The organism is Kribbella sp., from assembly GCF_035655035.1.
In the GTDB taxonomy this organism is placed as follows: Bacteria; Actinomycetota; Actinomycetes; order Propionibacteriales; family Kribbellaceae; genus Kribbella.
Genome location: NZ_DASRVN010000253.1, coordinates 1 through 10,904, shown reverse-complemented (window position 1 = coordinate 10,904; position 10,904 = coordinate 1). Strand labels below are relative to the sequence as shown.

General features: G+C 69.8%; 10 protein-coding genes. 7 read left to right on the top strand and 3 right to left on the bottom strand.

All coding sequences use genetic code 11. The features are described 5' to 3' along the window. Positions 1 to 870, bottom strand: an 870-nt coding sequence (locus VFF46_RS14695; protein ID WP_325037675.1) for a hypothetical protein, incomplete at its 3' end; no start/stop codon positions are given. Positions 871 to 2,255: 1,385 nt separating this feature from the next. Between VFF46_RS14695 and VFF46_RS14690 the strand changes: the two genes are divergently transcribed. The 3 genes from VFF46_RS14690 to VFF46_RS14680 are packed head-to-tail and all read left to right on the top strand — an operon-like array spanning position 2,256 to position 6,219. Then, positions 2,256 to 2,579, top strand: coding sequence for a hypothetical protein (locus VFF46_RS14690; protein WP_325037674.1), 324 nt, complete (start codon positions 2,256 to 2,258; stop codon positions 2,577 to 2,579). A 44-nt stretch (positions 2,580 to 2,623) separates the two neighbouring features. Next, positions 2,624 to 4,543, top strand: a complete 1,920-nt coding sequence (locus tag VFF46_RS14685; RefSeq protein ID WP_325037673.1) for a dynamin family protein — start codon at positions 2,624 to 2,626, stop codon at positions 4,541 to 4,543. Then, entirely contained in the window at positions 4,540 to 6,219 is a 1,680-nt protein-coding gene (locus VFF46_RS14680; RefSeq protein ID WP_325037672.1) for a GTPase, read from the top strand. The genes VFF46_RS14685 and VFF46_RS14680 overlap by 4 nt, the downstream gene beginning before the upstream one ends. Positions 6,220 to 6,290: 71 nt before the next feature. Here the strand turns inward: VFF46_RS14680 and VFF46_RS14675 are convergent, their stop codons facing one another. Both VFF46_RS14675 and VFF46_RS14670 read right to left on the bottom strand, forming a co-directional pair. Next, the gene (locus VFF46_RS14675; RefSeq protein WP_325037671.1) at positions 6,291 to 6,908 is read right to left on the bottom strand and encodes an SRPBCC family protein; all 618 of its coding nucleotides are present in this window, start codon (positions 6,906 to 6,908) and stop codon (positions 6,291 to 6,293) included. A gap of 81 nt (positions 6,909 to 6,989) precedes the next feature. Continuing rightward, entirely contained in the window at positions 6,990 to 7,481 is a 492-nt protein-coding gene (locus tag VFF46_RS14670; RefSeq protein ID WP_325037670.1) for a single-stranded DNA-binding protein, read from the bottom strand. Between the two features lie 137 nt (positions 7,482 to 7,618). Here VFF46_RS14670 and ettA point away from each other — a divergent pair, with 137 nt between their 5' ends. The 4 genes from ettA to VFF46_RS14650 all read left to right on the top strand — a co-directional run bounded on the left by ettA (position 7,619) and on the right by VFF46_RS14650 (position 10,811). Next, complete coding sequence (ettA, locus tag VFF46_RS14665; RefSeq protein WP_325037669.1) at positions 7,619 to 9,301, top strand: energy-dependent translational throttle protein EttA; 1,683 nt, start codon at positions 7,619 to 7,621, stop codon at positions 9,299 to 9,301. Between the two features lie 105 nt (positions 9,302 to 9,406). Beyond that, positions 9,407 to 9,730, top strand: a complete 324-nt coding sequence (locus VFF46_RS14660; protein WP_325037668.1) for a metalloregulator ArsR/SmtB family transcription factor — start codon at positions 9,407 to 9,409, stop codon at positions 9,728 to 9,730. After that, positions 9,727 to 10,203 (top strand): SRPBCC domain-containing protein, encoded by a 477-nt coding sequence (locus VFF46_RS14655; protein ID WP_325037667.1) that lies wholly within the window; start codon positions 9,727 to 9,729, stop codon positions 10,201 to 10,203. The genes VFF46_RS14660 and VFF46_RS14655 overlap by 4 nt, the downstream gene beginning before the upstream one ends. Beyond that, the gene (locus VFF46_RS14650) at positions 10,200 to 10,811 is read left to right on the top strand and encodes a dihydrofolate reductase family protein (protein WP_325037666.1); all 612 of its coding nucleotides are present in this window, start codon (positions 10,200 to 10,202) and stop codon (positions 10,809 to 10,811) included. The genes VFF46_RS14655 and VFF46_RS14650 overlap by 4 nt, the downstream gene beginning before the upstream one ends. The last annotated feature ends 93 nt before the right edge of the window (positions 10,812 to 10,904 follow it).

Here is a 10,904-nt window from a genome sequence, read left to right as displayed (position 1 = left end):
CCCCAACACCACCCCACCCAACGACCCACCCACGCCCACCGACACCCCTTCACCCAGCGACACCCCCGCCTCCGGAGACACCTCCGCGTCGCGCGGCTCCTCCGCGCCCAGCGGCACGTCCGCCTCCGGAGACATCTCCGCGCCGAGCGGCACCTCCGTGCCCGGCGACACCTCCGCCTCCGGCGGCACCTCCGTGCCTGGCGACGTCTCGGCGTCCAGCGAGACCTCCGCGCCCGGGAATACCTCCGTGTCCAGCGATACCTCTGCCACGCGCGGCCAGGCCGCAACCGACGCCGCCACGCCCCAGGACAGGGCCGGCGCCGTCAGCTCAGCCACCGGCACCGACTCGCATGCGTCCGCCTCCGCAACGACCACGAGCACGGACGACGGCGAGGCATCCCCCACTGCGCCCTCCGCAAGCGCCGCCGACCCGGCCAACCAGCCGCAAGCCTCCTCCGCGGATACCGCCCAGCCCACCGACACGACCGACGCGGAGGCGACCGCCGCGACCGACGCCGACGTGGCTGCGAGCGCTGCCGGATCCACCCCGAACACACCGGTCGAGCCCACCGACGCCTCGCCGGCCGACGGAGCGACGGCACCCAACGGCACCGCTGCCGGCCACGCCTCAGCCGAGCCGACCGACACCGCAGAGCATCCGCCAGCCACCACCGAACCCGACGCCCCAACGTCCGCGACCCCGGCCTCTGGGACGACCACGGAGGCGACGGGCAGGCCTGCGTCCGCCGGGACGACGACCAGCGGTACGACGACCTCGCCGAATGCTGACGCCTCGACTGATGCGTCGGCGGCCAGCGCTCCAGCAACCCCGACCGCAGACGACGCGGCCGTACCCGCGACCCCTCGCAACCCCTCCCGTCCAGCAGTAGGCGTCGTCTACGAACCTGACGAATCCGCGGACGGCTTCCCCCTTGAGTTCGGCAACATCATCGTGGGCCTCCCGAAGGACCCCAACCAGCCGTCCTCGACCCCGAACCAACCCGAGGGAACGCCCGAGCCCACGACTGACCCCACGGCGGAGCCTACGAGTGAGGCAGCGCCCGGGCCCACGGTGGGGAGCACGACGCAGCCCACGGCCGAGGCCACAACCGCGTCCGCAGACCCTGCGCCCGCCGCAGCCGGCGCGGCAGACCCGACTGCACACAGTCCGGTACACGCCGACGATGCGGCCGCGCCGGACTCGGCGAACGGCAGCGTCAGCGCAGCGGCGCCCGGTTCGGCGGACGGCAGCATCGGCGCTTCCGCGCCGGGCTCGGTGGAGGACGCCTCCAAGGCAGTCGAGCCCGCTCCGGTGGACGCTACAGACGGGGCGACTGTGCCCGGGGACGCCTCGGCAGCCACGGCCGACCAGGCAGGCGGTTCGACGGACGCAACTGGATCCGGCCACGCAGATGCGACGACTGCGTCGGGAGCTGACGCGGGGGAGGGAACGACCGCTGCAGGTGAGCAGCCAGACGGTGGGTCCGTCACAATCGGCTCGGCAGAGGGCAGGGCAGACGCAGCTGGATCCGACCCCGCAGATGATGCGACGACTGCGGCGGGAGCTGACACGGGCGAGGGCATGGCCGCTGCAGGTGGCCGGGCCGACGGTGGCCCCGTCGCAGCGGTGTCGGCCGACGGCCCGAGTCCCGCGGCTGAGGGCGACGCGACCGAGGGTGCGGCAGACGGGGCAGGTCCCGCGGCGGTCGGCGACGCAGCGGACGGTGTGCCCGAGGCAGCCGACCGCGAGGCCGGCGCGGCGGAGGGCGCGGCGGAAGTTGCGGCCGGCGGGACTGTCGGTGGGTCTGACGCGGTCGCTGCGGGGGAGGCTGGAGGTTCCGCGGGAGATGCTGGTGGTGGTGACGCTGCGTCCGCTCGGCCCGATGGTGGGGTTGAGGCTGGTGGGCTGATTGGGGAGCATGTCGGGCGGCATGCCGCTGGCGATCGTGGATCTGAGCTGTCGTCGGGTGCTACGGATGGGGATCATGCGTCCGGGCACGTGGCTGTTGGTGAGGCTGCGGCTGGTGGGGCTGCTGGCGGTGTGGCAGGCGGCCGGGGTGCGGAGGACGCGGCTTCGGAGTCTGGTTCGGATGCGTCGGAGTCTGGTGTGGGGGACTCGGAGGATGGCGCGGGTAGCCCGGTGGACGGCAGCGCGAGTCCGGTGGACGGCACCGCGAGTCTGGTGGATGGCGGGGCGAGTTCGGCGGATGGTGGGGAGAGCTCGGCTGAGCGTGCTGAGGGGGTGCGGGCGGCTGATGCGGGTGGTGACGCTGGTGGTGCTGCCTCCCAGGACGGTCCGGTGTCTGAGAGTGGTGCTGGATCTGAGAGTGGTGCCGGGGCCGACGATGCTGCCGGGTCTGAGGACGGTGACAGGTCTGAGGACGGTGACGGGGCCCAGGAAGGTGCCGGGGCCGAGGAAGGTGCCGGGGCCGAGGAAGACGCTGCGGCTGACGGTGGAGAGGCTTCTGGCGGTGGGGCGGCTTCTGGCGGTGGGGCGGCGCCTGACGGTGGGGTGTCTGACGGTGGGGATGGGGCCGACGGGGAGGCGGCGGCTGATGGTGGGGATGGGGGTGGGCTGACTGCGGAGGAGTTGGCTGGGAGGTTGGCGGCTGAGCAGGCTGCTATGGCTTTGATTACTGCGTTGATGAAGTTGCGGGGGGTGTTGGCGGGGAGTCAGTTGCCGCTCGAGGTGGTGGGGGCTGATGAGGCTCGGCAGCAGCAGAAGGCGATGCTGGATCAGCTGGACGACTATTTGTTGCCGCGGTTGGTGCAGTTGGAAGCTCCGATTCTGGCGGTTGTCGGTGGGTCTACGGGGGCCGGTAAGTCGACGCTGGTGAACACGGTGATCGGCAAGGTTGTCAGTGAGCCGGGTGTGTTGCGGCCGACGACCCGGTCGCCGGTGCTGATTCATCACCCGGCGGATGCGGACTGGTTCGTCGGGGACCGGGTGTTGCCGGGGATGGCGCGGACCGCCTCCGAGGAGCCCGGCGGGATGGAGGAAGCGGGGCAGTTGCGGCTGGTTGCGGCCGACAGCGTGCCGCGGGGGCTGGCGATCCTGGATGCGCCGGACATCGACTCCGTCGTCGAGGCGAACCGGGATCTCGCGACGCAGCTGCTGGCGGCGGCCGATCTGTGGTTGTTCGTGACGACGGCGGCGCGGTACTCCGACGCGGTGCCGTGGGAGTTCTTGCAGAGCGCGTCGGACCGCAGTACCGCGGTTGCCGTGGTGCTCGACCGGGCGCCTAGCGAGACGATCGACGACATCACGGGCCACCTCGCGCAGATGCTGCTCGAACGTGGGCTGGGTGACTCGCCGCTGTTCTCGATCCAGGAGACGGTTGTCGACGGCAACGGGATGTTGCCGCAGCAGGCCGTTGCCGGGATCAAGGACTGGCTGATCGACCTGGCGGCTGACGCCGAGGCGCGGGCGGGCGTGGTACGCCGCACGCTGCAGGGTGCGGTCAGTGCGATGGTGAAGAAGACTCCGCCGTTCGCCGCCGCGGTCAAGGCGCAGGCCGACACGGCTCTCGAGCTGCGATCGTCGGCGGAGTCGGCGTACGACCAGGGTGTCAAGGACATCGCGAAGGCGTGCCAGGACGGGACGGTGCTGCGCGGCGAGGTGCTGGCGCGGTGGCAGCAGTTCGTCGGGACCGGTGAGCTGCTGAAGGGGCTGCAGTCCAACGGTGGGCGGTTGCGTGATCGGCTGAAGAGCTCGCTGGGGAACAAGCCGGCTGAGACACGTGACGTCAGTGACGCGATCCAGTCCGGGTTGGAGTCGTTGCTGAGCGAGCACGCGACCGCTGCGGCGGAGCGGGCTGAGAAAGCGTGGCAGGGCACTGCTCCAGGACGGCAGTTGCTCGCTGCTGCGGGAGCCGACGGCGGGAACGCTGAGCCCGTTGGACAGTCTGCTGGGAACGCGGCTACGCCGCCCTGGAGGGTTGCCGCGCCTGCTGGACAGGCTGCTGGTACGACGGCGGCGGCGGCCGATGCGTCCGCCGGGAAGGCCGGTGCGGCGGGCGGCCGGGCTGGTGCGTCCGCGGAGAAGGCTGGTAAGTCCGGGGCCGGGAAGGCCGGTGCCGGTGGCAACGATGTGGTGGCTTCGTTGGGCGCGATGTCCGAGCAGTTCCCGGCCGCGGCGAGCCGGACAGTGCGGGAGTGGCAGGCGTTCGTGCTGGACCTCGTCCGTACCGAAGGCGCGGACAAGAAGTCGACGGCGAAGATCCTGGAGTACGGCGTCAACGGGCTGGGCCTTTCGCTGATGGTGGTGATGTTCGCCAGCGCGGCCGGGATCCCGAAGGGTGCTCAGGCCAGTGCGGGCGCCGGCAGCGCGGTCGTCGGGCAGCGGTTGCTGGAGGCAGTTTTCGGCGAGAAGGCAGTTCAGGGCATGGTCGACAAGGCACGCGAGGACCTTGACGGTAAGGTTCATGCCCTGATGGATGCCGAATTCGCCCGCTATCTGGCTGTCCTTGACCAGCATCCGGTCGACGCCGAGACGGCCAGGCAACTGACCGAGGCCGCGCGCGCGGTGGAGGACTGCACGTGACGGAAACAGTGGATACGGTCGAGACGCCCGCCCGGGCGGAGACCGATGTCCTGAAGAAGATCGACGCGCTCGAGGTGGCCGCCAAGGCCGGCGACGGACGGCTGGACCCGGTGGTACTCACCGAGGCCGCGCAGATCGTCGACCGCGCCGGGCAACGGCTGCGGATGTCGGGCGACCTGACGGTGGTCGCGCTCGCCGGCGCGACCGGCTCCGGGAAGTCGTCGCTGTTCAACGCGCTGACCGGGCTGGACCTGGCCGCGATCGGGACCAGGCGGCCGACCAGCTCGATGCCGCTGGCCTGTGTCTGGGGTGACGAGCCGGCCGGTGAGGTGCTGAGCTGGCTGGGCATTCCGCGCCGGCACCAGGTGCAGCACCGCAGCTCGCTCGAGGAAGCGCACTCTGAGGACCTGGACGGCCTGGTCCTGCTGGACCTGCCCGACCACGACTCGACCGAGGTCGAGCACCGCCTGATCGTCGACCGGCTCGTCGAGCTGGTCGATCTGCTGATCTGGGTGGTGGACCCGCAGAAGTACGCCGACGCGGCGCTGCACAACCGGTACATCAAACCGTTCGCCTCGCATTCCGGGGTGATGGTGTTCGCGCTGAACCACATCGACAAGCTGACGCCGGAGCAGCGGAAGAGCTGCCTGGAAGACCTCGACAAGCTGATCAGGTCGGACGGCCTGAAGAACCCGACGATCGTTGCCACGTCGGCGGTCAGCGGTGACGGGCTGGATGAGATCCGCTCGCTGCTGGTCAAGCGGGTCAGCAACAAGCGCTCCGCGCGGGAGCGGCTCGCGGCCGATGTCGACCGGGTGTCGGACCGGATGGCGAGCCAGTGCGGCAACGCCAAGACCCCGGAGATCGCCGACGACGATGTCACCGAGCTCGTCGAGTCGCTGTCGGACGCGAGCGGGCTGACGGTGGTGTCGGACGCCGTACGGCGCTCGTACCTCCAGCGTGCCCGGGCGGCGACCGGGTGGCCGTTGACGAAGTGGATCGGGCGGTTCCGGCCGGACCCGCTGCGCCGGTTGCACGGCGACCAGGTGTCGCGCGAACAGGGCAAGGCGTTGCGCAAGTCGGCGTCCAGCGAGGTCGCGATCGCGCGTTCTTCGTTGCCTGCGGCAACTCCGGTGCAGCGTGCCCGGATGGACGCGGCGGTGCGCACGATCACGAACAAGGCTGCTGAGGGTCTGTCGCGGCCGTGGGCTGATTCGGTGCGGACGGCGATCCGGCGGCGCGAGGAGTCGCTCGGGGACGAGCTCGACCAGGCGGTCGCGCGGACCGACCTCGGGGTGTCCAGCAATCCGGGCTGGTGGAGTTTCGCCCGGATCGTGCAGTGGTTGCTGTTCCTGGTGACGCTCGGCGGTGCCGCGTGGCTGATCGCCTTGCTGGTAACGCGAATCGCGCATCTGAACGATCCGCCGCTGCCGGAGTGGAACGGCATTCCGTACGCCTGGATCATGCTGGTCGGTGGTGCCGTGCTGGGGCTGGCGCTGTCCTTCCTCTGCCGGGTCTTCGCTACCAACGGGGCGCTGCGGCGCTCGCGACAGGTGTCGAAGGCGCTCCGGGAGGAGCTGGTGAAGGTTGCCGACAGCCACGTTGTGGCGCCGGCACGCGACGAGCTCGCGGCGTACACCAAGTGCCGCGACAGCCTGGCCATCGCTCGGCAGTAGAGCTGGCGATCGGCCCGCGCCGTCCCGGCGCATTGCGCGCGCCGGGACGTGCTGCCGACCAGCTGAGGGTGTCAGAGGGTGGCGTCGGGGGCGTACTGGGACAAGGAAGTCCTGGCCGTGCTGAGGAGGTCCTCCTCGGAGGTGGTGCCGGAGGCGCGGACGGCCTCGATCCAGGCGCGGACGGAGTACTCGTTGTACTTGATCACCTCGGCGGAGTTGGCCATGGCGGTCGGGTCCGCATCCGCTGGCAGCTCGCCGTTGACGTAGAGCGCGAGGCCCAGCAGGCCGCCGTCCCAGCCGGGGCCGACCCAGAGGGCGCCGGCGCCGCCGGGGGCCGGTGCCGCGTCCATCGAGTGTTCGAGCTCGAGGTCGGTCGAGGAATCGGCTCCGGGGAGGAGCCGCAGCTCGACCAGGCTGTTGGGGCCGCCGAAGGTCACCTTGAAACGCTTCGGGGGATCGCATTCGAGGATCTCGCCGCCGGCGTTGCCCTCCAGCTGGAACGAGCCGCCGACCTTCAGGTCGCCGCTCACCGGCATGAACCAGCGGCGCATCCGCTCCGGGTCGGTGAGGGCGTCCCACACCTCGGCCGGCTCGGCCCGGTACGTGCGGCGCATCACGACCGTCACGGTCTCGCCGGTGCGGCTGACCTCGCGCTGGACCGCGTTGATGTGCTCGAGGATGTCGATCACGGGTGGTTCCCTCTTCTGGTCGGTTACTGGGTAGGTGCCCAGAATGCCGGGCCGGGCTTATATAAGTCAACGGTGACATAGTCAGGCCGCTTCCGCCGCCGGGTGTTCCGCGGACAGGGGGAGCGGGGTGGTGGTGAACTCGTCGGGTGGGTACGGCGCGGCGGTCACCTCGGGTGTCCGCGGGGTGGATTCGAACGAGGCGGTCCGCGGTGCGTTCTTGGTGAAGGTCGACGTACCGCGGCTGAGGTCGTGGCCGAGCGAGAAGGCCTCGAGAACGATGCGGCTGCGTTGTTCGCCGGAGTCGTCCGTCCACTCGTGCGTCCTGAGGCGGCCGGTGACGATGACCGGATGCCCGACGCCGATGGATTCGAAGGCGTTGCGGGCCAGGGATCGCCAGCATTCGACCGTGTACCACGTGGTCGGCTTGTCCACGAAGCTGTTGAGAGCCTTCTCGAACTGGCGTGGGGTGGAGGCGAGCCGGAAGCTGACCTGCGGAGTCTGCCCGAGCTCCTTGAAGTCGGGTTCGCTGCCGATCCTGCCCACGACTGTGATGTAGGTGTCACCGAGGCTCATGATGGGGTGCCTTCCGGTCGAGGGGTGTGTTGTCGACGGAGAAGGTGCACCGATCGGGGGTGGTGGGGGCGGGTGAAGTTCGCGGCTGTGGACAACCGGTTGGGAAAGCGACCGGCGGAGCACATAGGCTCTGGGGTATGGCGGAATTCATCTACACGCTTCGCAACGTCCGGAAGGCGTACGGCGACAAGGTCGTTCTCGACAACGTCACGCTGAACTTCCTGACCGGCGCGAAGATCGGCGTGGTCGGCCCGAACGGCACCGGCAAGTCCTCGCTGTTCAAGATCATGGCCGGCCTCGAGCACCCGAACAACGGCGAGGCGCGGCTGGCCGACGACTCGACGGTCGGGATCCTGCTCCAGGAACCGCCGCTGACCGAGGGCAAGACCGTGCTGGAGAACGTCGAGGAGGGGGTCGGCGACACCAAGCAGAAGCTCGACCGCTTCAACGAGATCTCCGCCGAGCTGGCCGACCCGGACGCGGACTACGACACGCTGCTGGCCGAGATGGGTGACCTGCAGACCGAGCTCGACCACCGCAACGCCTGGGACATCGACGCCCAGCTCGAGCAGGCGATGGACGCGTTGCGCTGCCCGCCGCCGGACGCGATCGTCGACAACCTCTCCGGTGGTGAGCGCCGCCGGGTCGCGCTGTGCAAGCTGCTGCTGCAGCAGCCGGACCTGCTGCTGCTCGACGAGCCCACCAACCACCTGGACGCCGAGTCCGTGCTCTGGCTGGAGCAGCACCTGCAGAAATACCCGGGTGCCGTGATGGCCATCACCCACGACCGGTACTTCCTGGACAACGTCGCCGAGTGGATCCTGGAGCTCGACCGCGGCCGGACGTACGGCTACGAGGGCAACTACTCGAAGTACCTGGAGACCAAGCAGCAGCGGCTGGTGGTCGAGGGGCAGAAGGACGCCAAGCGGCAGAAGATCCTGGAGCGCGAGCTCGAGTGGGTCCGGTCGAACGCGAAGGCCCGGCAGACCAAGAGCAAGGCACGGCTGGCGCGCTACGAGGAGCTCGCGGCCGAGGCCGAGCGCAACCGGAAGCTGGACATCGACGAGATCAACATCCCGGCCGGTCCGCGGCTGGGCAGCACCGTGCTCGAGGCGTCCAAGCTGGTCAAGGGCTTCGGTGACCGCAAGCTGATCGACGGCCTGAGCTTCAGCCTGCCGCGGGCCGGCATCGTCGGTGTCGTCGGCCCGAACGGCGTCGGCAAGTCGACCCTGTTCCGGATGATCGTCGGCGAGGAGCAGCCGGACGCGGGCTCGCTGAAGCTCGGCGAGACGGTGAAGATCTCGTACGTCGACCAGTCGCGCGGCGGCCTGGACCCGAAGAAGACCGTCTGGGAGCAGGTGTCCGACGGCCTCGACCACATCAAGGTCGCGAACTTCGAGATGCCGAGCCGCGCGTACGTCGCCTCGTTCGGGTTCAAGGGCCCGGACCAGCAGAAGCCCACCGGCGTCCTGTCCGGCGGCGAGCGGAACCGGCTGAACCTGGCCCTGACGCTGAAGATGGGCGGCAACCTGCTGCTCCTCGACGAGCCGACCAACGACCTGGACGTCGAGACCCTGCAGTCGCTCGAGGACGCGTTGCTGGAGTTCCCGGGCTGTGCGGTGGTCGTGTCCCACGACCGGTGGTTCCTGGACCGCGTCGCGACCCACATCCTGGCCTGGGAGGGCACCGACGACGAGCCGGCGAACTGGTTCTGGTTCGAGGGCAACTTCGCGTCCTACGAGGCGAACAAGCTGGAGCGCCTCGGCCCGGAGGCGGCCCGCCCGCACCGGGTGACGCACCGCAAGCTCACCCGCGACTGACCGTCAGCAGAAAACCCCGTCTCCAAAGCAGTCGGAGGCGGGGTCTTTCAGCCCGAAACACTTAGCCCTTGCGCTAAGTATTGAACGAACGCAATACTTAGCCTCATGGCACAGTATGAGGTCGACGGAGTGTTCGTCGCACTGGCCGACCCGACCCGCCGGAGCGTGATCCGGCGGCTCGGCCGCGGCCCGACCAGTGTTGGCGAGCTCGCCGCCGAGTACCCGATCACGCTGCCGTCGTTCATGAAGCACGTCCGGACGCTCGAGTCGAACGGGCTGATCCGCACGGTCAAGACCGGCCGGGTGCGGACCTGCGTCCTGAACCGCGAACGGCTGGCGGTCGTCGACGACTGGCTGGCCGAGCAGCGGCGGATCTGGGAAGAGCGCACCGACAGGCTGGAGCGCTTCGTCACCGAGGAGGACGTGTGAAGGCAGAGTTCGATCCCGAGCTGGACCTGGTCGTGGAGCGCGTCATGCGGGCGCCGCGGGCGAAGGTCTGGAACGCGTGGAGCGATCCGAAGCGGTTCGAGCGATGGTGGGTGCCGGCGCCGGCGGTCTGCCGGGTACGGCGTCTCGAGCTGCGGCCGGGCGGCGGGCTGGTGACGGAGCTGAGCGACGACGGTACGGCGTTCGGGCCGCATCTCGACGCGTGCTTCCTGGTGGTGGAGGATCTCGAACGGCTGGTGTTCACGAACGCGATCAACAGCACCTGGCGTCCCGCGGCTCCGCGGCCGATCGCGGTCACGGCGGAGGTATTGCTGGCCGACCACGCGGACGGTACGCAGTACCGGATGATCGCGCGGCACGGCGATCCGGCCAGCCGGCTGCGGCACGCGGACCTCGGGTTCGCGGACGGGTGGGGCACCGTGATCAAGCAGCTCGCGACGGTGGTCGAGGGATGAGGCTCGTACTCACGGAGTTCGTGTCGCTGGACGGGGTCTGTCAGGGGCCGGGGTCGCCGAGCGAGGACACGAGTGACGGGTTCACGCGGGGCGGGTGGCTGGTGCCGTTCATGGACGAGGTGTTCGTACGGCGGGCGGCCGAGTGGTTGCGGCTCGCGGACGGGCTGGTGCTGGGGCGGCGGACGTACGAGGCGTTCGCGCGGGACTGGCCGGAGATCACCGATCCGGATGATCCGTTTGCCGAGCTGATGAACTCGCTTCCCAAGTACGTCGTGAGTACCACGATGGGCGAAGGTGGTTGGGGTCCGGTGACGGTGCTGAGGTCGCTAGAAGATGTCAAGCAGCTCAAGGCCCAAGGGGAGTTGCAGGTGCACGGGAGTGGGCGCTTGGGGCGGGCGCTTCTCGGTGCTGGGGTGGTTGATGTGGTGCGGTTGGTGGTGGCGCCGACTGTCGTCGGGGCGGGGCGGCGGTTGTTGACGCCGGGGGAGGCTGCGGGCTTGCGGTTGACTGGGCATGAGGCGACGCCGAGTGGGCTGTTGCTGCTCGAGTACGAGACCGTCGGCGCCGCTCCGGCGGGGGAGTACGAGGGCGTCAGCGCGTTCGTGTGACGTGGTCGTCCAGGACGGTCTCGATGATCGGGAGGTTCTCGGTGATGAGCGCCTTCCACAGGGCCCAGCCGCGGGCGCGGGTCCACATCGCGT

Coding starts and splice junctions, on each gene's coding strand:
- VFF46_RS14690 (WP_325037674.1), top strand. CDS start 2,256: ATGCGGGTGGTGACGCTGGTGGTGCTGCCTCCCAGGACGGTCCGGTGT.
- VFF46_RS14685 (WP_325037673.1), top strand. CDS start 2,624: ATGGCTTTGATTACTGCGTTGATGAAGTTGCGGGGGGTGTTGGCGGGG.
- VFF46_RS14660 (WP_325037668.1), top strand. CDS start 9,407: ATGGCACAGTATGAGGTCGACGGAGTGTTCGTCGCACTGGCCGACCCG.
- ettA (WP_325037669.1), top strand. CDS start 7,619: ATGGCGGAATTCATCTACACGCTTCGCAACGTCCGGAAGGCGTACGGC.
- VFF46_RS14670 (WP_325037670.1), bottom strand. CDS start 7,481: ATGAGCCTCGGTGACACCTACATCACAGTCGTGGGCAGGATCGGCAGC.
- VFF46_RS14650 (WP_325037666.1), top strand. CDS start 10,200: ATGAGGCTCGTACTCACGGAGTTCGTGTCGCTGGACGGGGTCTGTCAG.